The organism is Flavihumibacter sp. ZG627 (genome assembly GCF_000814325.1).
In the GTDB taxonomy this organism is placed as follows: Bacteria; Bacteroidota; Bacteroidia; order Chitinophagales; family Chitinophagaceae; genus Flavihumibacter.
The window spans coordinates 184483-206266 of the sequence record NZ_JPHF01000006.1; the positions used below are offsets into that span (position 1 = coordinate 184483).

A 21784-nucleotide genomic window follows, 5' to 3' on the forward strand; every position below is an offset into this window, starting at 1 on the left:
CTTACTTGAAAAATTTGGTCATGATCAATGTTGTTCCGGGCTGTATCAGATCATTCAACCAGAATGGAACTACGCCTATCACTACAATTCCGGATATCAGCAGTAATGCCGCCAGTTTCTCATTCCACCCGGCATCTCCAATCATTTTATGGTTATCGTTTATTGGCCCCATGATGGTTTTACCCGTTGCCCTCAATATATATACAGCAGTTACCACAATGGAAGCACAGGCGAGAATGGTTGCCAGCCGGTACCATGGATCGGGATTCTGCCAGGAGCCCATGAACACGGTCATCTCAGCAACAAATCCACTGAAGCCGGGCAAGCCCAGTGAACATAAACCTGCAATCACGAATACCGATGAAATAAAGGGCATCACTTTCAATAGTCCGCCCAGTTGCGCCACCTGCCTTGTATGTGTTCTGCTATAGATCATGCCAATAGCGGCGAAGAAAAGGGCCGTCATCAATCCATGCGACACCATTTGCAACACCGCGCCGGTGATGGATGTTTGTGTTAGCATGCCGATGCCCAGCAATACAAATCCACAATGGCTCACAGAAGAATAGGCATTGATATATTTAAGGTCGGTCTGCATCATGGTGGCAAATGCACCATAAATGATGGCGATGGTTGATAATAAAATGATGACCCAGCTCCATGCTTCTGCACCTTCCGGCATCAGGAATGTTGCCACCCTCAGGCAACCATAGCCTCCCAGCTTCATAGAGATGCCTGCCAGGAACATGGATGCCGCGGTAGGCGCGGAAGCATGTCCATCGGGTACCCATGTATGAAAGGGGAAGATGGCGGTAAATATGCCGAAGCCTAAAAAGGCAAAGGGGAAGAATATTTTCTGTACATCAACCGGAATATCCAGTGCAGCAATTTCCATCAGGTCAAATGTATAACTGCCACCTGCAACCGCCGTATTGAAATAGAGTCCGGCCAGTCCAATGAACACCAGTGCCGAACCACCCATCAGCATCAGCGCAAGTTTCATTCCACTATACTCTTTCTTACCGCTGCCCCAGATGCCGATCAGCAGGAACTTTGGAATCACGGAGAGCTCCAGGAAAAAGAACATTGTGAAGAGATCAAGGGAGATGAAAAATCCATAGGCGCCAAGGCTTAGCAACAACAGTAAAAAGAAGAACTCTTTATTCATATTCTCCATGGTCCACGATACCAGCACTCCGGCAACCACCACAAGGGCAGTTAAGAGGATCATGGCGAGTGATATGCCATCCACACCCACATGGTAATTGATATGAAGGGCGGTGAACCAGGCATAGTTGTCTTCAAACAGCATGGGCGAATTATTTCCGCCAGCCCTTGCCTGCAGGTATAAATAAAGAAAGACAAATGCCAGCAACAGTTGTATTAGCGCTCCTCCCAATGCAATGGCTCTTACCTGCTTCAGCTCCTTACTGAAAAGGATGGCCACAGCAGTGAGCAGGGGAATTAATATGAGTAATGTGAGGTTCATGGTTATATTTTATTTCCACAGGTAGATGAATAGTACACTTAGTGCCGCTACGCCGCCAAAGAACCAGAGGGCATAGCTCTGAACCCTTCCGTTCTGGATCCCTTTCGTTAGCCAGGAGATCTTTGCCGTAACTGCAGCCATCCCATTCATTGTACCATCCACAATATTGCGGTCGAACCAGGCTGCAGGTTTCCCCACCAGGTTAAACAACACCTTCTTTGTAATGAACAGGTAGATCTCATCAATATAAAATTTGTGGTATGCGGCGCGGTATAATCCACCCAAAGCGGCGGCTAGTTTTGCAGGCTTATCTCCCGGTGTTTTATAAAGCCATCCCGCAAGTATGGTTCCGGTAATGGCCAGTAACACCGGCGCTATAGAGAACCCCAGGTTAATATGGGTTTCGATGGGTGCACCATTTGCGGTGATATATTCAGAGAAAGGCAACAGTCCCGCTACCAGCGTGAAGATCGCCAGAATTACCAGGGGTACCTTCATGCTTAGCGGCCCTTCACCATGATCTGCCGTATGGGTGGAGTCTTTGTTCCAGAATATGGAAAAATATAATCGGAACATATAAAATGCAGTGAGTGCTCCGGTTATCAGGGCAATAAAATAGATGATCATATTTGAATCATATGCCGCCAGTAATATCTCTTCCTTGCTGAAAAATCCGGCAAAGGGTGGGATACCTGCAATGGCCAGACAGGCGATCAAAAATGTTGCATGGGTGAGGGGCATCCATTTTCTGAGTCCCCCCATATCACGCATATCATTGCTGTGGACAAAATGAATGATTGCTCCGGCTCCCAAAAACAATAATGATTTGAAGAACGCATGGGTGAAGAGATGGAACATGGAAGCCATATATCCCAGATTATTATCTCCACTTTCCGGGTTAAGTCCCAGCGCGAACATCATATATCCTATCTGCGACATGGTGCTATAGGCCAGAACCCTCTTGATATCGGTTTGGGTACAGGCGATGATGGCAGCTATCAGGGCCGATATAACACCGGTATAACTGATAAGTGTAAGCGCGGTATCATTGGTGGAGAAAACAGGAAACAATCTTGCTACCAGGTAAACTCCCGCCACTACCATGGTAGCGGCATGGATCAATGCGCTAACGGGGGTTGGACCTTCCATGGCATCGGGCAGCCAGATATGCAAAGGGAACATGGCCGACTTACCCGCACCACCCATAAACACCAATGCCAGCGCCCAGGTAAATGCCGATATCCCTAAAAATCCTGCAGAACTGATTGCAAGGGATGCTTCTGAACCCGGATCACTGAGCTTTTCTATCAGTGTGGGGAAATCAAGCGTATTGCTGTAGTAGGATAGTATCAGAATGCCAACAAGAAATCCGAAGTCTGCAAACCGCGTAACGATAAATGCTTTCTTTGCTGCCGCAACAGCAGTGGGCTTATCAAAATAAAATCCGATCAGCAGAAATGACGATACACCTACCAGCTCCCAGAACATATAGATCTGGAATATATTGGAGGAGAGTACCAGGCCCAGCATAGAAAAAGTAAAAAGCGAAAGAAACGAGTAGTAAGTGCTAAATCTTTCTTCTCCTTTCATATAACCCAGACTGAAAATATGCACCATCAGCGATACAAAGCTCACCACCACCAGCATCATTATAGATATTGGATCAAGCAATACCCCCATGTCAATGGAAAGCGACTCGCTGAAAGGTAGCCAGCTAACACTGAAGGGCACGATCTTCTGGTAAATACCATCCGCTTTTCCATCAATAAAAAAATACTGGTAAGCTGCCGCGAAAGAAATGATGGTGCTGGCAGCAAGGGCCATTGTTCCGAGGGCCCCTGCCGATGATCGGAAATATTTCCTGCCGAATAGTCCCAGCAACAGGAAACTCACCAGTGGCAGCAGGGGAATCAAAGCGATATACAGGTAAGTACTCATATACTAGTATTTCATTTCGGTTGCATCTTCCACATCAATGGAATGGTGACTCCGGTAGAGGTTAATGATAATGGCAATGGCTACCGCCGCTTCTGCCGCAGCAATGGTGATGATGAACAGCGAAAAGAAAATGCCATCCAGCTTATCGGGATAGAGGTATTTGTTGAAGGCTACAAAATTGATGTTCACACTATTCAGGATGAGTTCAACACTCATCAGCATCGTGATCATATTACGCCGCGTGAAGAGCCCATACATCCCTATAAAGAAGAGGGCTGTACTCACAAACAATATATGCGTTAAAGGAATGCTGCTCATAGTACTTCTTCTTTTTGGGGTTCAGGAACCGGGTTGATCTGTATCTCTGATGTATCGGGCGGGGAGATGATCCTTCCCTTCCTGTTCTCCGGAATTTTCATGGCGATCACGATACATCCTATCATGGCTGCCAGCAACAGCATACTCACCAATTCAAAGGGTAGTACAAAACCATGTTCGCTAAGGCTTAGCATCCTTTCTCCTATATCGGCAACATTCACCACAAATGGCTGTGTTGCTGAAGCAGGGAACTCATATTGGCTGATCAGGTTGTAGGAAAATGCAAATCCAAAAAGCGCGGCCAGGATGGCAAAAATATTCCGCTTCGCGGCAGGTGCCGCCATCTGTGCCCCCGAACGCTGGGTCAGGAAGATGGAGAAAATGATCAGCACCACAATGCCGCCTACATAAACAATTATCTGCACGGCGGCAATGAACTCTACCTGCATCCAGAAATACAAAGCGGCTATGCCTATCAGTGAGAACAAAAGCCAGATGGCAGAGCGGAAGATCTTCCTGGTGGTAACAGCTAGTATCCCTGTTCCAAGGATAAAGGCCGAAATGATGTAAAATATTATAGCTGCTGCATTCATTCTACTCCCTCCCTTATTTTTGATCCTGGTTGATTGAGTTTTTTGGTCAGTTTGCTCCTGTCATAAACACTGTGCTCAAAGTTCTGCGCCATTTTAATGGCATCAGTGGGACAAGCTTCCACACAGAGATTGCACATCGTGCATAACTCAAGGTGGTACACAAAAGTGTCGAGGGCTTTCTTCTTCTTTCCATCAGGCGATACATCAAACTTGGTGATGATCTTGATGGTGGCATTGGGACAAGCAAGTTCGCAGGCCGTACAACCCGTACAGGCATGCTCGTTGTTTTCATCGTGGATCATTACCACCTCACCCCTGAACCGCTCGGAGAGATTCAGGTCAGCACGGTTCTCGGGGTACTGCTGGGTGATGATCTCACCGGGACGTATAAAATAACCTCCGGTAGTTTTCATCCCTGTCAGCAATGATTTCACCGCATGATAGATGTCCGATATATATTCTTTTATAAACATGAGCGTTTTTTGAAAGCATTAAAAATGCCATCCCATAATTGCCATTATCGTTACCAGCAAAAGATTCAGCATACTGATCGGCAACAGGTATTTCCATTCAAGGTTTAAGAGCTGGTCGATCCGCAGCCGGGGGAAGGTCCACCTGAACCACATGATCAGGAATATCAGGAAGAAGACCTTGCCAAAAAACCAGACAGAAGAAGGGATATAATCCATGATATGGTTAAAGCCTTCCAGGTTGCCAATATGCAAAGGCATCCATCCCCCCAAAAACAGCGTTGCGCCGATGGCACAAACAATAAATATATTGATATACTCTGCCAGGAAGAAAAGCGCAAACTTCATCCCCGAGTACTCTGTATGGAATCCTGCCGTTAGTTCAGACTCTGCTTCTGCCATATCAAATGGTGCGCGATTAGTCTCCGCCGTTACAGCAATTATAAAGATCACGAATGCGATAAATGCCGGTATATGCCCCTTGAATATCCACCAGCCATTCTGTTGCGATGAAACGATATCAGAAAGCTGCAGGCTGCCGGTTAACACAACTATCGTTATAATAGATAGTCCCGCTGATAATTCATAACTCACGATCTGTGCACCACTTCGCATGGCACCGAGGAGGGAGTATTTATTATTACTGGCCCATCCCGCCATCAGGATTCCGATCACAGAAATGGAGGAGACCGCCGACACAAACAGCACCCCGATATTGATATCCCAAATCTGGAAATTTTGCGCAAAAGGAATAGGGGCGAGCAGCAGCATGGCCACGATCATCACTACGAAAGGAGCGAGGTTAAAAAGAAATTTATCAGCACCATCAGGGGTTAGACCTTCTTTCATGATCAGCTTAAGGGTATCGGCAGTGGTCTGGAACATTCCCATCGGACCAACACGGTTTGGTCCCAGCCTGATCTGCATATGAGCTGCCACCTTTCTTTCCATGAGTACCAGCACCAATCCCAGTATCGCAAACAAGGTAATGGCAAGCAATATCACCAGCAGACTTTCGATCACCAGCACCCAGGTGCTGCTGAAATGCGCGTTGAGCCATTGTTGCAGAGAATTGGTCAGGCCTTCTAAACTGAACATCGCTAAATTGTTTTTTTGTTTACCTGTCTATATCCGGTATAACCAGGTCTAGTGTTCCCATGGTTGCCATCAGGTCGCCGAGTTTGCTTCCCACCACCATATGCTCAAGGGCCGATAAGTTGGAGAAGCCGGGAGACCTGAACTTGATGCGGTATGGTGTTGTTCCTCCTTCACTAACTATATATACACCCAGTTCACCACGCGCCGTTTCAACACGCGTATAGAATTCACCCTTGGGTAATTTCAACACTGCCTTTGTTTTGGCCTGGAAATCTCCTTCCGGAATATTATCGATCAGTTGTTCAATGATGCGTACACTCTGGTGCATTTCTCTTATCCTGACCATATAGCGCGCAAAGGAATCGCCCTCTGTTTCCAGTATCTCATCAAATTCAACTTTATCATATACCTCGTAAGGAAACAGTTTCCGGATATCGGATTTTACTCCGCTTCCTCTTGCTACCGGTCCGGTACAACCGAAGGAGATGGCATCTTCAGCAGACAGCTTCCCAACGCCTTTCATCCTGTTCTGAAAAATAATATTACCGGTAACCAGGTCATTGTATTCGTCAATCTTGCTCTTGAACAGGGTGATAAAATCTTTTACCCTCCGCTGGAAATTCGGATGGATATCATACATCACACCGCCGGGTACCATATAATTCATGGTAAGCCTTGCCCCGCAGGTTTCTTCCATGATATCGGTGATGGTCTCTCTTTCACGGAAGGCATAGAAGAAGGGAGTGAAAGCCCCAAGGTCCATGGCCATAGCGCCCCACCATAGTTCATGGGAAGCAATGCGGGTGAGTTCATCCATCAGTACCCTTATCACCTGGGCACGAGGCGGGATCTCCAGTTGCAGGCCCTTCTCAACGGTTAACGCACATGCATGGTTGTTGATATGGGAAGAGAGATAATCCATCCGGCTGGTAACATAAATGAACTGCCGGTAGCTGAGGCTCTCACACATCTTTTCGATGGAGCGGTGTATATAACCAAGATGCGGTTCAAGCTTTTTGATGGTTTCACCGTTAAGGGTTATCACAAGATGGAGAACACCATGGGTGGCAGGGTGCTGCGGACCAACATTGATCACCATCTCCCCGGTACCGTCAAGCGCGCCGTCAACAGTTGTTTTTGTATTATTATGAACTATCTGTGTTTCGGTATACATCTTGCGCTTTTATAGTTTGATCATGTTGATGGGATCTTCAAAATCTTTTCGCAGCGGATAGCCGGAGAAATCATCTTCCAGTATCAGCCGGCGAAGGTCAGGGTGGTTCAAAAATTTCACCCCAAACAGATCATATACTTCGCGTTCATGAAACTCCGCTGTTCTCCAGAGATCAGAAACAGTTTCTATTTCCGGACTATCACGGTTGAGGTTTGCCTTTATTACAACCGTCTGACGGTGTACAGTAGACGATAAATGGTAAACCATGGTGAGATGTGTTTTCCAATCTATGCAGGTAAGGCAAAAGAGGTAATTAAAATTTAGTTCACTCTGCCGCAACTCAAGGGCAAATGATCGCCACTGCTCCGGTTGTATCTGCACATTCAGCCATTCGCCGCTTTCATCAAAGCTGGCAGTAGGAAGGAGTGCAGTAAAATATTCCCTGAAATATTCTTTGGTCATGGTTGTGGTTTTTCTCCGCGGATCTGTTCCCTGGTGAACCCGCTTTTGATCTTCTCCTGTAATGCGATCAGCGCATGCAGCAAGGCTTCCGGACGGGGCGGACAACCGGGTATATATACATCCACCGGTATCACATGGTCGGCACCCTTAACAACGGAATAGGTATTGTAGAAGAAGGGGCCGCCACTGATGGCGCAGGCTCCCATGGCAATTACATATTTGGGATCGGGCATCTGGTCATAAAGCCGCTTCAGTACCGGTGCCATTTTGTTGACGATGGTTCCCGCAATGATGATAACATCGGCCTGCCTGGGCGAGGCACGCGCCACCTCAAATCCAAACCGGCTGAAATCATATTTGGAAGATGCTACTGACATCATTTCGATACCACAGCAACTGGTGGCGAAGGTGAGTGGCCAGAGTGAATTGGAACGGGCCCAGTTTATAATGTCGTCGAACTTGCTTACCACGATGCCTCCACCGGGTACGGGGTGGATCTGTCCTGGAAAATCCTTGTTCGTTTCCCGTATCTGTTCTCTTACATCCATTTGAGGGCTCCTTTTTTGTGGGCATATAAAAAGCCCATGAATAATATGAAAAGAAATACAACGATCTCAACAAGTGCTACCATCCCCATCTTTTTTACAACTACCGCCCATGGATAGAGGAAAATAAGTTCCACGTCAAAGATCAGGAAGATGAGTGCGAAAAGATAATAGCCGATATTGAACTGGTTCCATGGCGAACTGCTCGTTGGAATTCCACATTCATAGGCCTGTCCCTTCTGGGGGTTGACGGTGCCTTTCACCAATAGTTTTGCTATCAGTATGCCGCCGGCAGAAAAGAGTACGGCAGCGAGGGTCAGTGCGATCAGTGAAGCGGAACCCATATGCAGCTTTTTTATTTGGCAGCTACCTGCTGGCAGCTACGGTAATATAGCATTTTTCGCTAAAAAATTGTCCAGGTTTTATCTCCCGACAGTATCTTTTGTAAGGGCTGCTTTCCTTTCTTCTCTTTTTGTAGTTCTATCTGGGCAGCCATATTATCCTCATAAGTAGGGCGCTCCTCCGCATATATCACGCCAAAGGGCCGCGGAAAATGATGGCCATCAAAGGCCGTATCAAAAAACCTTGCGATCAGGTTTGCCTTGGTCTTGTCTTTTTCATCATGGATCCACAATTCATCCCTGCCGCGGCCGCCCTCTTTAAGATCAACAATAACAGGTGTTAATCCATCAAGGATAATGCCCTTATCATCATCATTTCCAAATACCAGCGGCTTGCCATCTTCCAGTTGCAACGCTTCTTCTTTTTTTGTTTCCTTATCTGAAAAAGCAAAGAAAGCACCATCATTGAAAACCGGACAGTTCTGGTAAACCTCCACAAAAGATGTTCCGCGATGCTGGTGTGCACGCCTCAATATGCCCTGCATATGTTTAGGGTCACGGTCAAGGGTACGCGCTACAAAACTTGCCTTGGCTCCCAGGGCCAGTTCGGATGGATTAAAGGGTTCTTCAATGGATCCGTAGGGACTGGTCTTGGTTATCTTTCCTTTTTCAGAAGTGGGAGAGTACTGTCCTTTGGTAAGACTGTAGATCTGGTTGTTGAACATCAGGTAATTGATGTCAAAATTCTTTCGCATCAGGTGGATAAAATGGTTTCCACCTATCGACATACTGTCACCATCACCCGAAACCACCCATACACTGAGTTCTGGGTTAGCGGCCTTTACGCCGGAGGCTATTGCCGCGGCACGGCCATGGATGCTATGCATACCATAGGTATCCATATAATAACTGAACCGCGAGCTGCATCCGATACCCGAAATGAACACGAAATTTTCCTTGGGAATGCCAAGATCAGGGAATACAGTCTGAACCTGCTTCAGGATGGAATAGTCGCCGCAGCCCGGGCACCATTTCACTTCCATATCACTTGAGAAATCCTTTGCTGTAAGCGATTGAGGCTTTTCTAATGTGAGCGTTTCCATAGTTTATGCTTTAAGTAATTGGAGCATTTTTTCTTTTATTTCGGCAGTAGTAAACGGTTGTCCCTGCACTTTAGACAGTCCCGTTGCAGGCACCAGGTATTTAGCCCTGATGAGCTGCAGTAATTGTCCGCTGTTCATTTCAGGTATCAGTACCTTATCATAGTTATTGAGTAGTTCACCAAGGTTTTTTGGGAATGGATTGATATGATGCAGATGAAGATGCGCAACGTCTTCACCTTCGGCCAGCATTTCTTTCACTGCTGTTTTTATTGCACCATAAGTTGATCCCCATCCCAGTACCAGCAGGCGGCCATGATCTGCACCTGTATCGGGCGCTGCAGGTGGAATGAAATCTTCAATGGCCCTGATCTTTGCTGCGCGAAGCATGGTCATCTTTTCATGGTTGGCAGCTTCGTAGGAAACATTTCCTGTTTCATCCTGCTTCTCCAATCCACCAATGCGATGCTCCAGTCCTTTGGTGCCCGGTTTTATCCATGGTCTTACAAAGAATTCATTGCGTTTATAAGGCAGCAGTTTTTCGTCGGCACCATTAGCTTTCTGCAAAAAGCTGTTGCTGATTGTTCCAAGGTCTTCTGCATTGGGAAAACGCCATGGCTCAGAGCCATTGGCTATATATCCATCACTCAGCAATATCACCGGCGTCATATGTTCAACAGCTATCTTACAGGCCTCAAAAACAGTATTGAAACAATCGGATGGCGTGCTGGCAGCAAGCACCGGCAACGGCGCTTCTCCATGCCTTCCAAACATGGCCATCAGCAGGTCAGACTGCTCTGTTTTAGTAGGAAGTCCTGTTGATGGTCCGCCTCTTTGTACATCAATGATAAGCAGCGGAATTTCCAGCATGGTAGCAAGCCCCATCGCTTCGGTTTTAAGCGCCATTCCAGGTCCTGATGTAGTGGTAACGGCCAAGCTTCCGGTATAAGAAGCGCCAATAGCAGATGCGATACCGGCTATTTCATCTTCGGCCTGGAAGGTCTTTACTCCATTGGCCTTGTATTTGGAAAGCTCGTGCAGTATATCGGTAGCCGGAGTAATAGGATAGGACCCTATAAAGAGTGGCAAACCTGATTGCTCTGAAGCAGCCAGCAGTCCCACCACAATTGCCTGGTTACCGGTTATATTTCTATAAGTGCCGGGAGGTAATTTTGCCGGACCGATCTTGAACTGCGTGGTGAAGATCTCGGTATTGTCGCCGTAGTTCCATCCTGCCTGCAACACTTTGATATTGGCTTCCGCGATCTCTGGTTTTTTAGTGAACTTATCGTTGATGAATTTTATGGTATGATCCATCTCCTTATCAAACATCCAGAATAGCAATCCCAGTACAAACATATTCTTGGAGCGTTCCACTTCCTTGGTACCCAGACCAGAATCTACCAGGCATTCTTTGGTGAGTTTGGTGATATCAATGGCATGGATGGTGTAGTTACTAAGGCTTCCATCATTGAGTGGATCAGCATCCGGCGGGTATTTCGCCAGTCCAAGGTTTTTCTTATCGAAGCCCTGTGTATTAACGATGATGATGCCACCGCGGCGAAGCTTTGGGAGGTCAACTTTCAGGGCTGCTGCATTCATGGCCACCAGCACATCATAGCTGTCGCCGGGCGTAAAGATCTCCCTGCTGCCGAAATGCACCTGGAAGCCCGAAACGCCGGCCACGGTGCCTATCGGGGCACGGATCTCTGAGGGGAAATCGGGGAAGGTGCTGAGGTCATTTCCATAGAGCGCAGCAGTGTCTGTGAACTGCATTCCGGTAAGTTGCATACCATCACCCGAGTCTCCTGAAAAGCGAACCACAATATGGTCCACTTCTTTTTTTGCAACGATCTTTTCACGCTGCTTTTCTATAGTATCCATAATGATAATTTATTCTGTATTGTCAGGGGTGAAGCGCTTCCTTCTTGGCAAGCAACTGCTCCACTGTTTCCTGGTAGGCATCATCGGGAACGCAACAGTCAACCGGACAAACACTGGCGCACTGCGGTTCTTCATGGAAGCCCTGGCATTCGGTGCATTTGTTGGGAACAATATAATAGGTGTCTACTGCCAGCGCCGGAAAACGTGCCTTCACATCTACAATGGTGCCATCCATCAATACATAAGTTCCGGTAACAGAGGTCTTGTCAGATATTGACCATTGGGCGCCACCTTCATAGATCGCGTTGTTGGGACATTCAGGTTCACATGCACCACAATTGATACATTCTTCGGTGATTTTGATAGCCATAATAAGGGTATTTAACAGGGTTGATATTGATCCCATAAAGTGACCGATGTTTCAACCGGAAAAGCATGAGAAAAGTCAACGGTTTTTATGTTTTTGATCAGGATTGTAATTTTAAAAGCCTGTTAACACTGGAATCGCCGTTGATTTTATCAATATATTATTTGTAACTTTTATATACCTAAACCTTGGATGATGAAATATTTTCTACCCCTCGCCTTTGTGCTGATGGGTTTCACTGCTGCAGCACAGGACAATGATTATTACCCCGGCGCTCCTCCCTTGATGGATTATGTTTTTAAAGGCTGGATCATTAAGGACAAAGGAGGGAGAATAGCATTCAGGGGGATACGATTTCTTGATTATGGATTTCTGCAAGTAGAGCGTCGGCACGAAGGGGCAAACATGATTTTGGATACCGTGCATATTACCAGCATCAGTAAAATAAAAGTGAAGAGAAAGGCATTCTTAAGAGGGATGGCTACGGGTGGCGGACTTGGATTGATTGGTGGTTATTTTGTTGGGAAAGAAACATATGAATCAGAGTATGGGATCGATGATGAGGAGGGGCCCGACCCGGGTGCAATTGGAAGAGGTGTTGTATATGCAGTGGGCGTTGCAGCACCCACCAGTGTAATAGGTGGTATCTTTGGAGGAATATTCACGCCCCGTAATTTTCGGATTGACGGGCAGGAAGATAAGCTGAGGTTCACCCTCGAGAAACTGCAAAAGAAATCAGATCAAACATATTAATATGCCAACTACCTGTGCTGGCAATGATACTGTTATTTGATTTGCGGGAATACACCCTTCTCGCGGAGTTTATATTCTTCAATATCGATCAGCGAAAAATATTTCCGTATAAGATCCTCATCAAATTCTGCCTTCCGGTTCATATCGGTAAGTAATTTTCTCTGTGCTTCCAGCAGGTCAAGGTAAACAGAATGAAACTGTGCCTGTGTATTACCTTTCGGAAGATTTGTATCGGCGAGATGGTGACTGAAAAAGTCAAGATCAATTTTTAGTCGCTCGTACAAATTAATGAGGTGACTGTTCTCCAATCTTTCCTTTTCATATTTCTCCTCCAGGAGAGTAAGGGAGGAGAGCGCCATTTTCTTTTGAATGATCAGTTCCTGGGTTTTTTCCGGGATGGTTTCAAATTTATCTTCCAGGTTGATCTTCTTTATCAGCCAGGGAAGTGTCATTCCCTGCAATACCAGCGTCATTAGTATAACGATAAACGTTATGAAGAGAATGAGGTTCCGATGGGGAAAAGGATTGCCTTCATTGGTGAGCAGGGGAATGGACAGTGCAGCAGCCAGGGAAACCACGCCGCGCATACCGGCCCAGCCCGCCACCAGTGGTGTTTTCCAGCCTGGATTAGGATCGGCTACCGTAATAAAATGACTCATGATGCGCGTGAATAGTGCAGCCCCAAAGGTGCATAGCAGTCGCGTAAGAATTAAGACAACTGAAATGGCTACTCCATAGAGGATGGCACTGCTCAAAGTTGTTTCACCAAGTTGTTGGATAATGGTGGGCAGTTGTAAACCTATAAGCAGGAAAACAAACCCGTTCAGCACAAAAACAAGGCTGCTCCAAACATTTACCCCTTCCATACGGCTTCGGTAACTCAGGATGATATGCCGTTTTCCCGACAGAAACAATCCCCCGCTCACTACTGCCAGTACACCGGAAAAATGAAAGTGTTCCGCAAAATAATACATGCAGTAGGGGGTAACCAGTGTGAGTACAATATCAATGCTGGTAGTAGTTGGCAACCATTTATGGATGCCATAGAAAACAAGGGCTACCAGCACGCCGATGATAATACCCATAATGATTACGAGGAAGAAATCAGTGGTTGCTTCCTGTAAATTGAATTGCCCGGTGATAACGGCTGCCAGGGCAAAGCGGAAAATCACGAGTGAGGAAGCATCATTCAGCAGACTTTCCCCTTCGATTATACTTAACAGTGATTTAGACACTTTTACCTGTCGCATAATGGTTGTTGCCGATACTGCATCGGGGGGAGAGATAATTCCTCCCAGCAGAAATCCCAGTGCCAGTGTAAATCCCGGGATGAGGGCATTGGAAACGAAGGCGATTACGGTGGAGGTGATGATAACGATGGGGAAGGCGAAGCTTGCGATCACTCTTCTCCATTTCCAGAATTCTTTCCAGGATGTTTGCCAGGCAGCTTCATAGAGCAGGGGAGGGAGAAAAATAAAGAATACCAATTCTGGGTCGATGGTGATCCTTGAAAATGCTGCCACGAAGCTGAGTACCAGTCCGCCGAGTACAAGCACAATAGGATAGGCCAGTCGCAGTTTATTGGCGATCATGACCAGTGCCAGGATAATTAATACCAGGTATATATATTCGATAATATTGTGCTGCATGCAGGGTGCTTTTAAAAAGAGGCCATCTCCTTAACAAAACAGAAGAAGATGACCTCTGTTACATTCAACTTAATTCCATCCTCCTCCCAGCGCCTGGTATATATTGACTTTTGCCAGTTGTCGTTTTAACCTGATCTCAACCAGGTCGATCCTGCTTTCCAGCGCTTCCCGCTGCGTCAACAACACTTCCATATAATCTGCCCTTGCCGATCGGAACAGGTTATTGGAAATGGTGATTGATTCCGTAAGGATCTCCACTTCTTTGGATGTAGTTTCTTCACTCTTGCTGAAGTTTTCTATCCTGCTTAACTGGTTCAACACTTCTACATGGGCATTAAGAATAGTGCGCTCATATTCATACACCGCCTGCACCTGTCTGGCGTTGGCCGTTGCATAAGCTGCTTTGATTGCATTCTTGTTTACCAGTGGCGCTATAAGGTCACCCGCTAAATTATAGAGAATCGATTCCGGCTTTACCAGGTAAGCTGCATTGAATGCCTGCAATCCAATACCCGCCGTTAAGCGGAAGGAAGGATAGAAGCTTGCCCTGGCAACAGATACATCAAGCCTTGCTGCCTCCAGTTCCAATTCTGCCCGCCTGATATCCGGGCGGTTTTCAAGTAAACGGGAGGGAATACCTGCATGTACAGTTTCCGTTCCATACTGTATACTGTCGGAGGCATTTCTCTTAATGGTTTGCGGAAACCTCCCCGCCAGATAATTCAGCCGGTTTTCCGTTTCAATGATTTGTTGACGGATTGCATATTGCAGGTTCTGGGTGTGCAGCAACTGTGCTTCAAACCGATTCACTGCAAGTTGAGTTGCCTTTGCATATTCTTTTTGCTGCTTAATTATATGCAAAGCATTCTCCTGTATCTCTATATTGCGGTTTATAATTTCTAACTGGTTGTCTAATGCAAATAATTCATAATAGCTGCTTGAAATTTCTGCAATAAGCCGGGTTGTTAAATAATTTTTGCCTTCTATTGAAGATAAATATCGCAGCACCGCTGCCTTTTTTGCATTGCGCAGTTTCTTCCATACATCAATTTCCCAACTGGCAAAGGCACCTATCATCATATCTGGCAGCGGCTCCGGAATTTTTTTTCCTTCTTTAATAGTAAGCTGCTCATCTACCGCACCATGCCGGGTGTATCTGCCATCTTTTTCAAATCCCGCACCGCCCATCAACTGAACAAAAGGCCTGTATTCTCCTTTCCTTACCATCACTTCATTACTGCCTATCTCCATTTCGCGAAGTACAATGTTCAACTCCTGGTTATTCTGCAAGGCAGTATCAATAAGTTCTAACAGGTTGGGGTCACCAAAATATGCTCTCCACGAAATACCTGCCGGGTTGCTGGTATCTGCTGATGCATTAAAGGATTCCGGAACATATCTGTTTTCTTTTCGCAGTGCCATCTCCGGTATTTTGCACGATGAAAAACAGCAGAGTAGCAAAGCCCCTATAAAAAAAAGGCTAATATTTTTATTTATCATTTCTGTTTCTGATTCTGGTTATTAATGTTTTGATCTTCCTGCTCAGCGCCTGGTCAGATTGATTTTCTACAAAATCTTCACTCAGCGGATTTTCATCTTCATCCCTGATGAGTTTACGTCCTTCGGCGAGTTTACCTGCTATATAATAAAGGCCGGGTACTATAATTACACCGAATACCGTTCCAATCAACATCCCTCCAAGGGCTGAGGCTCCGATTGTTCTGTTCCCTATGGCACCGGGACCGGTAGCAGCAACCAATGGTATCAGTCCTGCAATAAATGCAAATGATGTCATCAGGATGGGTCTGAACCTTACCCGCGAACCTTCAATGGCCGCTTCAAGTACAGTAGAACCTTTCTGGTGTTTCTGCACGGCAAACTCCACGATCAGGATGGCATTCTTTCCCAGCAATCCTACCAGCATGATCAATCCCATCTGGGCATAAATATCATTTGCCAGCCCCATTACTTTCAAAAGAAGGAATGACCCGAAAATGCCTACCGGCAGTGAGAGTAATACCGCCATTGGAAGTATAAAACTTTCATACTGTGCAGCCAGTACCAGGTACACAAATATCAGTACCACCAAAAATATATACAGGGCCTCATTACCCCTTGCAGCCTCATCATACGATAAACCCTCCCAGGCAATATCATAACCCTGCGGCAGCGTTTCCTTTGCAACTTCCCTGATGGCCTGGATGGCATCACCACTGGTGTATCCGCTGGCCGGAACGCCTTTGATGGAGGATGATGTATACAAATTGAACCTGGTGATCTCATTGGGGCCCTGCGTTTTTTTCATTGTCATAAAAGAAGAATAGGGAACCATCTCTCCAGTTTCATTTTTAATGAAAAGGTTCATGACATCAGAGGGCAGTTTTCGAAATTCGGGGGCCGACTGTGTATACACTTTGAAGAAATTACCAAACCGGATAAAGCCCTGCTCATAGGTACTTCCGAAAAGTATATCAAGGTTTTCCATCGCCTTACCAATTGATACGCCTTTCTGCATGGCCAGCTCATTGTCAATTATCAATTCATACTGGGGATAATTGGCTGCAAAAAAAGTGAACAATCCAGCCAGTTCTTTTCGTTTTTCCAAGGCCTCCATGAACTCTTTATTCACCCTATCAAATTCCTGGTAATCTACCGTGGAATGCTTATCAAGCATACGCAACGAGAAACCATCAGATGAACCATAACCGGGAACTGCGGGTGGTTCAAAATATTCAATTACTGCTCCTATATCTTTTGTTTTCTCTTCCAGTTCTTCCATTATCTCTTTCACACTGTGGTGCCTGTCAGACCAGTCATCCAGATTAATAATGCAGGTTCCTGCATTGGAGCCCCTGCCTTCGGTAAGGATCTCATAGCCCGCGAGGGAGGATACTGATTTTATACCTTCCACTTCTTCCGCGATCTCCTGCAGATTACGTGCTACCTCATTGGTTCTTTCAAGCGTTGCTCCGGGAGGGGTCTGGATGATAGCATATATCATTCCCTGGTCCTCATTGGGAATGAATCCTGCCGGTAGCGTTTTATTCAATCCAACCGTTGCAGCACAAAACACTAACAGAATGGCATAGGTGATAATTTTTCTGTCGGCTATCTTTGTCAATAAGCGAGTATACCTCCCTGTTACCTGGTCAAATCGCCGGTTGAACCAATCAATAAAAAGTGTAACCGGAGTCTTTCTCTTTCTACCATTTGTGTTCTTAAGAATCATGGCACATAAAACCGGGGTAAGTGTTAATGCTACCACCCCTGATAACACAATTGCACTTGCCATGGTGATGGAGAATTGCCGGTAAAAGATGCCTACAGGGCCTGACATAAAGGCGACTGGTATAAATACTGCCGTCATAACGAGGGTGATGGCTATAATGGCGCCGCTGATCTCACCAAGCACCTGCTTAACGGCATTAAAGGGTGAAAGGTTTTCATCATGCATTTTGGCATGAACCGCTTCCACAACAACAATGGCATTATCAACCACAATTCCTATGGCCAGTACAAGTGCAAATAATGTTACAAGGTTGATGGTAAGTCCGAATAGCTGCATAAAGAAAAAAGTTCCTATCAGCGATACCGGAACAGCAAGAATCGGGATGAGCGTTGAACGCCAGTCGCCCAGGAACAAATAAACCACAAGCGCCACAAGTATAAACGCTTCCAGCAGCGTGTGCATAACTTTGTCTATACTGGCATTCACGAATTTTGATACATCATAATTGATCTCATATTCCATACCCGGCGGGAAATCCTGTTTCAGTTCTTCCAGCCGCAGCTTCACCTCATCAATAACCTTACTGGCATTACTACCGAAGTTTTGTTTTAATACAATTGATGCTGCCGGATAACCATCCTTGTTGGAATAGATATCAAAAAATTCACTTCCGAGTTCCACTTCGGCGATATCCTTCAATCGCAGTAATTCTCCATCGGCAGTAGCACGGATAATGATATTTTCATATTCTTCGGGCATATTGAACCTCCCCTTGTAGGTAAGTACATATTCCAGGCTCTGGGCTGTTTTACCTGAACTTTGTCCAAGCCTTCCAGGCCGGCCTATAACACTCTGCTCATTAATGGCTTCCATCACCTCTTCGGTGGAAAGATTGTAGGCACGCATCCTGTCGGGCTTTAACCAGATACGCATGGCATATTGCCGGCTTCCCAGGATCTGTGCCCGGCCCATTCCCTTGATCCTTTGCAGCTCTGGCAACACATGCACATTGGCATAATTGTAAAGGAATTTTTCATCGGCGTTCTTATCCTTGCTATAAAGGTTCACGTACATCAGCATACTCGGCTGGATTGGAGTAATTACAACTCCTTCACGCTGTACCAGGGGTGGCAGGTTATTCATTACCTGGTCAACCCGGGTTTTCACATTTACTACCGCCGCATTGGGATCAGTATCCGGTTCAAATACAATCTGAATGGTTGCTTCACCGGCGCTGGTAGCATCCGAAATAATATACTGCATACCCTGTACGCCGTTAATGGCACGCTCCAGGGGAATGAGGGTCGATTTTACCAGAACATCTGCACTTGAACCCGGGTAGGCAATGAAGACCATCACCCTTGGTGGTGCGATTTCCGGAAATTGAGATATAGGCCTGGTTTTTATGGCCAGCACCCCCAGGAAGATGATCGCCAGGGATATGGCAATGGCCAGGACAGGCCTTTGTATAAACTTGCTAAACATGTTTCTTGATTGATGGATTTTTTATTCGGCATGTAGTTCATGAAGTTCAGAGATCACTTTTTCAGGCTCAACAAACGCATAGCTTATGCGCTCATTATTGCTGACTTTCCGCAGTCCTTCCAGCAGTATCCTGTCGCCTGCCTGTAAGCCACTGCTTACCACATAGAGGTGTGGCATTTCAGCGCCAACAGTGATCTCTCTTGAACGTACAGTGCTGTCCTTATCAATCACGTACACATATTTCTTGTCAAGTATTTCGAAACTTGCCTTCTGTGGAATAATAAGTGCATTTTTAAAGGATACAGGCATAAGGATATTTCCGGTTTCGCCGTGCCTCAGGATGCCATTGGGGTTAGGGAAACCGGCCCTGAAAGCAATATTGCCGGTCTCATTATTAAAGTCAGCCTCAATTGTTTCAACCACACCATTCTGTGGGTACAATTGCTTATTGGCCATTTGTAATGACACCTTCTCTTCAGTTTGTGAGCGCTTGCGGAGACTATAATCAAGGTATTCAGCTTCCGGAACATTGAAATAAACCCACATTTTTCGGTTATCCGACAAGGTTGTTAACAGCTCGCTTTCGTCAACGAGGCTTCCCTGCCTTTTATGGAAACGATCCATGATGCCATCAAAGGGTGCCCTTATTTCGGTAAGATCAAGATGGGCCTGGGCTAGTGCTAGTTCTGCCCGGGCTTTATCCAGTTTTGCGCGTGAAAGTAACAGCTCATTGGCAGATACAATATTGCTATCTGCCAAACTCCTTGTGTTCTGGTATTCTATTTCAGCAAAGTTTTTTTCTGCGCGGGCTTTCTGCATTTCGGCCTGGTAGAGCAGGGGCATGATGCGAAACATAAGCTGTCCCTTTCTTACAAATTGGCCTTCGTCAACATAGATATTCTGCAGGTATCCCTTCTCCTGCGATCTCAGTTCGATATGACTTGAGGACTGTATCTGGCACACATATTCGCGGAGTATTAAGGTGTCTTTACTTAATGGACTGGTGACCAGGAATCTGGTGATCTCTGCTTTTTCTTTATCAGTATGCTTGCAAGATGGAAATAATAAGGTAGCGAGGGTTGCGAGAATGAGTATCCTCTTCATTAAGATCAATATTAAAGTTGGTTAAGGCGAACGTGGCACACAAAGACCTGTTCATGGGCCTACGTCCATAAATGGATCCTTTTGGGATCTGAATTACTAAGGTTGATGGTCAAATGAAATTAAGAAAGGAAGCCTTTCCATGAATGATGGAGAATGAAAAGGGGAGGTGATTTCTGTTGCTTTAGGGATGTGGAGATTCTGATAAGGCGGTTACGTATGAGCCTTGAGTAATGTCTTTCTACAGAAAGACGCGCTGGTGGTGATAGCAGGTCGTTTCCCGAAAAACTATCTGTTTCCTTATCTTCTTCTTCAGAGATCTCCAACTCGCCTTCCACCTGATCTGACACGAAAGGCAAATGATAGGAATAGTGGGCCTGTTGAAATCGAAAACCTGAATCAAAACTATCCTTCCAGGAAATTGCAAGATTTGCAGCCGGAAGGAAAATAACAAGCAACGGTAAAAGGCAGTACTGGATAGCTGCTTTTGTAAGTGCATTACCTGCATGGTGCCAATTGATTGTATTGCTTTTCCTAAGCATTTAGGGTGGCGAAGGTACAAATTAATTGTTTCCATACCGCCGGGGCCGTTCGCGCTGGTTTTTTTTCTGGTGAGCTTTATAAACTACGCTGAGCGTGCTCACCATTACACAGTCATAGCCGATTATATTCTCCTTACCAAGGCTGTTAATAGCCAGGTGATAAAAATGCCGGTACATGAAATCCATATCATCAGATGGATTCTCCTTGATGCCTTCGAATTTCTTTTTGTTATGGGTAATTATGGTTACCAGGTAATAGGGCATAAGCATTTTTGACGATCCAAAAATACTAAAAATATTAGTATTACATAAAGCGCTTTGGTTATCGGTAGTTTGGTTGGTTTTTGGGTTGAAAGCCATTTTTTTTATTTTTTTAACCCCAAAATCCGGCCGATGAGCCAATAAGGGTGGTTGGTGCAAGCTAGGTGCCTTCTCGGTGTTACCTCGGTTAAAATTATGCCGGAGGATCCCCGGAGGATCCCAGGTTGATCCCCGGTTGATGATTTTTTAATATATTTAAAAAAAACTTCTTATGCCCAGGGTAAAGAATCTCCTTCTCCACGGAACAAGTGGCTCCATTAAAAAGGAACATGTATACCGTACCTATAATAATAAAACATATTTAAGTTCCTTTCCAGATATGAGTAAGGTTAAGCTCTCTCCTGCACAACGTGCTTCTAATCAAAAGTTTGCAGAAGCTGTGGCTTATGCTAAAAAGTATTTGAGCGACCCTGAACAAACAGAGCGGCTTATTCAGCGGATGAAGAATAATAAAAAATTGCGGAACATGAACCCGCAAAATGTGCTGATACAGGAATATATGAAAGAACATAGTGATAAGCTCTCTGAACGCGCGGCCGATAAACTTGTTCTGCTTTACCTGCAAAAGTTCCAACTCTCAACCCGCCACCAGGCCGCACTGCATTACCTGCTGCGTTTCAAAACCCTCTCCAACGCTATCTATATGAGTATTAATAAAGTATCGAAACCCACTGCCACCCGCGATTTGAAGGAAATGATCAACCTGGGTGTTCTCTTCTGCCTGGGCAAGGGGGCAGGAGCAAAATATCAACTAAAAGTTATCATAGCCCCTGAGGAAGTAGAAAAGGATCCGTTGACTAAGGAACTCGAATAATTGGCTCATCCGTATATAAAATTGGCTCATCAGCCGGTCGGAATTGGCTCATTTTCGGATAATGGGCTCACATCGATGACCAGCCCCTCAATAACTACCGCTATGACGCCA

At 45.7% G+C, this 21784-nt stretch carries 21 protein-coding genes; 2 read left to right on the forward strand and 19 right to left on the reverse strand.

Annotated features, from left to right (window positions below; translation table 11 throughout):
- Nucleotide 1: 1 nt before the first annotated feature.
- The 13 genes from HY58_RS13440 to HY58_RS13500 are packed head-to-tail and all read right to left on the reverse strand — an operon-like array spanning nt 2 to nt 11782.
- On the reverse strand, nt 2–1489 hold the full coding sequence (locus HY58_RS13440; RefSeq protein ID WP_052324118.1) for a NuoM family protein: 1488 nt from the start codon (nt 1487–1489) through the stop codon (nt 2–4).
- A gap of 9 nt (nt 1490–1498) precedes the next feature.
- Nucleotides 1499–3427, reverse strand: a complete 1929-nt coding sequence (gene nuoL, locus HY58_RS13445) for an NADH-quinone oxidoreductase subunit L (protein WP_039132785.1) — start codon at nt 3425–3427, stop codon at nt 1499–1501.
- A gap of 3 nt (nt 3428–3430) precedes the next feature.
- Nucleotides 3431–3745, reverse strand: a complete 315-nt coding sequence (gene nuoK / locus HY58_RS13450; protein ID WP_039132787.1) for an NADH-quinone oxidoreductase subunit NuoK — start codon at nt 3743–3745, stop codon at nt 3431–3433.
- The gene (locus tag HY58_RS13455; RefSeq protein WP_052324119.1) at nt 3742–4338 is read right to left on the reverse strand and encodes an NADH-quinone oxidoreductase subunit J; all 597 of its coding nucleotides are present in this window, start codon (nt 4336–4338) and stop codon (nt 3742–3744) included. The genes nuoK and HY58_RS13455 overlap by 4 nt, the downstream gene beginning before the upstream one ends.
- The gene (locus HY58_RS13460; protein ID WP_039132789.1) at nt 4335–4811 is read right to left on the reverse strand and encodes a 4Fe-4S binding protein; all 477 of its coding nucleotides are present in this window, start codon (nt 4809–4811) and stop codon (nt 4335–4337) included. Before HY58_RS13460 ends, HY58_RS13455 begins: the two co-directional genes overlap by 4 nt.
- A gap of 18 nt (nt 4812–4829) precedes the next feature.
- Complete coding sequence (gene nuoH, locus HY58_RS13465; RefSeq protein ID WP_039132791.1) at nt 4830–5906, reverse strand: NADH-quinone oxidoreductase subunit NuoH; 1077 nt, start codon at nt 5904–5906, stop codon at nt 4830–4832.
- Between the two features lie 19 nt (nt 5907–5925).
- Complete coding sequence (locus HY58_RS13470; protein WP_039132793.1) at nt 5926–7080, reverse strand: NADH-quinone oxidoreductase subunit D; 1155 nt, start codon at nt 7078–7080, stop codon at nt 5926–5928.
- A gap of 9 nt (nt 7081–7089) precedes the next feature.
- Nucleotides 7090–7542 (reverse strand): NADH-quinone oxidoreductase subunit C, encoded by a 453-nt coding sequence (locus HY58_RS19760; RefSeq protein WP_052324120.1) that lies wholly within the window; start codon nt 7540–7542, stop codon nt 7090–7092.
- Nucleotides 7539–8090: an NADH-quinone oxidoreductase subunit B gene (locus HY58_RS13480; protein ID WP_039132795.1), complete on the reverse strand. Its 552-nt coding sequence runs from the start codon at nt 8088–8090 to the stop codon at nt 7539–7541. The genes HY58_RS19760 and HY58_RS13480 overlap by 4 nt, the downstream gene beginning before the upstream one ends.
- Nucleotides 8081–8431, reverse strand: coding sequence for an NADH-quinone oxidoreductase subunit A (locus HY58_RS13485; protein WP_039132798.1), 351 nt, complete (start codon nt 8429–8431; stop codon nt 8081–8083). Before HY58_RS13485 ends, HY58_RS13480 begins: the two co-directional genes overlap by 10 nt.
- 59 nt (nt 8432–8490) lie before the next feature.
- Nucleotides 8491–9531, reverse strand: a complete 1041-nt coding sequence (locus tag HY58_RS13490; RefSeq protein WP_039132800.1) for a 2-oxoacid:ferredoxin oxidoreductase subunit beta — start codon at nt 9529–9531, stop codon at nt 8491–8493.
- A 3-nt stretch (nt 9532–9534) separates the two neighbouring features.
- Entirely contained in the window at nt 9535–11412 is a 1878-nt protein-coding gene (locus HY58_RS13495; RefSeq protein ID WP_039132802.1) for a 2-oxoacid:acceptor oxidoreductase subunit alpha, read from the reverse strand.
- Nucleotides 11413–11434: 22 nt separating this feature from the next.
- A complete protein-coding gene (locus tag HY58_RS13500) occupies nt 11435–11782 on the reverse strand; it encodes a 4Fe-4S dicluster domain-containing protein (RefSeq protein ID WP_039132922.1) in 348 nt (115 codons plus the stop codon).
- Nucleotides 11783–11974: 192 nt separating this feature from the next.
- Between HY58_RS13500 and HY58_RS13505 the strand changes: the two genes are divergently transcribed.
- Nucleotides 11975–12532, forward strand: coding sequence for a hypothetical protein (locus HY58_RS13505; protein ID WP_156123690.1), 558 nt, complete (start codon nt 11975–11977; stop codon nt 12530–12532).
- Between the two features lie 32 nt (nt 12533–12564).
- Here HY58_RS13505 and HY58_RS13510 read toward each other — a convergent pair whose 3' ends face one another.
- The 6 genes from HY58_RS13510 to HY58_RS13535 form a co-directional block, all read right to left on the reverse strand.
- Complete coding sequence (locus tag HY58_RS13510) at nt 12565–14181, reverse strand: Na+/H+ antiporter (protein ID WP_039132805.1); 1617 nt, start codon at nt 14179–14181, stop codon at nt 12565–12567.
- Between the two features lie 69 nt (nt 14182–14250).
- Nucleotides 14251–15603 (reverse strand): TolC family protein, encoded by a 1353-nt coding sequence (locus tag HY58_RS13515; RefSeq protein ID WP_253271571.1) that lies wholly within the window; start codon nt 15601–15603, stop codon nt 14251–14253.
- 67 nt (nt 15604–15670) lie between these two features.
- Nucleotides 15671–18895 carry an efflux RND transporter permease subunit gene (locus HY58_RS13520; protein WP_039132809.1) on the reverse strand — a complete coding sequence of 1075 codons (3225 nt, stop codon included), beginning with the start codon at nt 18893–18895 and terminating at the stop codon, nt 15671–15673.
- Between the two features lie 21 nt (nt 18896–18916).
- Nucleotides 18917–19999 (reverse strand): efflux RND transporter periplasmic adaptor subunit, encoded by a 1083-nt coding sequence (locus HY58_RS13525; protein WP_039132811.1) that lies wholly within the window; start codon nt 19997–19999, stop codon nt 18917–18919.
- 119 nt (nt 20000–20118) lie between these two features.
- On the reverse strand, nt 20119–20538 hold the full coding sequence (locus HY58_RS13530) for a hypothetical protein (protein ID WP_039132813.1): 420 nt from the start codon (nt 20536–20538) through the stop codon (nt 20119–20121).
- Nucleotides 20539–20559: 21 nt separating this feature from the next.
- Nucleotides 20560–20898, reverse strand: coding sequence for a hypothetical protein (locus HY58_RS13535; protein WP_039132815.1), 339 nt, complete (start codon nt 20896–20898; stop codon nt 20560–20562).
- A gap of 172 nt (nt 20899–21070) precedes the next feature.
- On the opposite strand from HY58_RS13535, the gene HY58_RS13540 reads away from it, so the two are divergent.
- Nucleotides 21071–21673 (forward strand): hypothetical protein, encoded by a 603-nt coding sequence (locus tag HY58_RS13540; protein ID WP_039132817.1) that lies wholly within the window; start codon nt 21071–21073, stop codon nt 21671–21673.
- The last annotated feature ends 111 nt before the right edge of the window (nt 21674–21784 follow it).

Excerpts from the sequence above, each read along its gene's own strand:
- HY58_RS13500 (WP_039132922.1), bottom strand. The coding sequence starts at position 11,782 with ATGGCTATCAAAATCACCGAAGAATGTATCAATTGTGGTGCATGTGAA.
- HY58_RS13535 (WP_039132815.1), bottom strand. The coding sequence starts at position 20,898 with ATGGCTTTCAACCCAAAAACCAACCAAACTACCGATAACCAAAGCGCT.
- HY58_RS13440 (WP_052324118.1), bottom strand. The coding sequence starts at position 1,489 with ATGAACCTCACATTACTCATATTAATTCCCCTGCTCACTGCTGTGGCC.
- HY58_RS13515 (WP_253271571.1), bottom strand. The coding sequence starts at position 15,603 with ATGGCACTGCGAAAAGAAAACAGATATGTTCCGGAATCCTTTAATGCA.
- HY58_RS13470 (WP_039132793.1), bottom strand. The coding sequence starts at position 7,080 with ATGTATACCGAAACACAGATAGTTCATAATAATACAAAAACAACTGTT.
- HY58_RS13505 (WP_156123690.1), top strand. The coding sequence starts at position 11,975 with ATGAAATATTTTCTACCCCTCGCCTTTGTGCTGATGGGTTTCACTGCT.
- HY58_RS13525 (WP_039132811.1), bottom strand. The coding sequence starts at position 19,999 with ATGAAGAGGATACTCATTCTCGCAACCCTCGCTACCTTATTATTTCCA.
- HY58_RS13510 (WP_039132805.1), bottom strand. The coding sequence starts at position 14,181 with ATGCAGCACAATATTATCGAATATATATACCTGGTATTAATTATCCTG.
- HY58_RS13490 (WP_039132800.1), bottom strand. The coding sequence starts at position 9,531 with ATGGAAACGCTCACATTAGAAAAGCCTCAATCGCTTACAGCAAAGGAT.
- HY58_RS13540 (WP_039132817.1), top strand. The coding sequence starts at position 21,071 with ATGCCCAGGGTAAAGAATCTCCTTCTCCACGGAACAAGTGGCTCCATT.
- HY58_RS13485 (WP_039132798.1), bottom strand. The coding sequence starts at position 8,431 with ATGGGTTCCGCTTCACTGATCGCACTGACCCTCGCTGCCGTACTCTTT.
- HY58_RS13460 (WP_039132789.1), bottom strand. The coding sequence starts at position 4,811 with ATGTTTATAAAAGAATATATATCGGACATCTATCATGCGGTGAAATCA.
- HY58_RS19760 (WP_052324120.1), bottom strand. The coding sequence starts at position 7,542 with ATGACCAAAGAATATTTCAGGGAATATTTTACTGCACTCCTTCCTACT.
- HY58_RS13455 (WP_052324119.1), bottom strand. The coding sequence starts at position 4,338 with ATGAATGCAGCAGCTATAATATTTTACATCATTTCGGCCTTTATCCTT.
- nuoL (WP_039132785.1), bottom strand. The coding sequence starts at position 3,427 with ATGAGTACTTACCTGTATATCGCTTTGATTCCCCTGCTGCCACTGGTG.
- nuoH (WP_039132791.1), bottom strand. The coding sequence starts at position 5,906 with ATGTTCAGTTTAGAAGGCCTGACCAATTCTCTGCAACAATGGCTCAAC.
- HY58_RS13520 (WP_039132809.1), bottom strand. The coding sequence starts at position 18,895 with ATGTTTAGCAAGTTTATACAAAGGCCTGTCCTGGCCATTGCCATATCC.
- nuoK (WP_039132787.1), bottom strand. The coding sequence starts at position 3,745 with ATGAGCAGCATTCCTTTAACGCATATATTGTTTGTGAGTACAGCCCTC.
- HY58_RS13480 (WP_039132795.1), bottom strand. The coding sequence starts at position 8,090 with ATGGATGTAAGAGAACAGATACGGGAAACGAACAAGGATTTTCCAGGA.
- HY58_RS13495 (WP_039132802.1), bottom strand. The coding sequence starts at position 11,412 with ATGGATACTATAGAAAAGCAGCGTGAAAAGATCGTTGCAAAAAAAGAA.
- HY58_RS13530 (WP_039132813.1), bottom strand. The coding sequence starts at position 20,538 with ATGCTTAGGAAAAGCAATACAATCAATTGGCACCATGCAGGTAATGCA.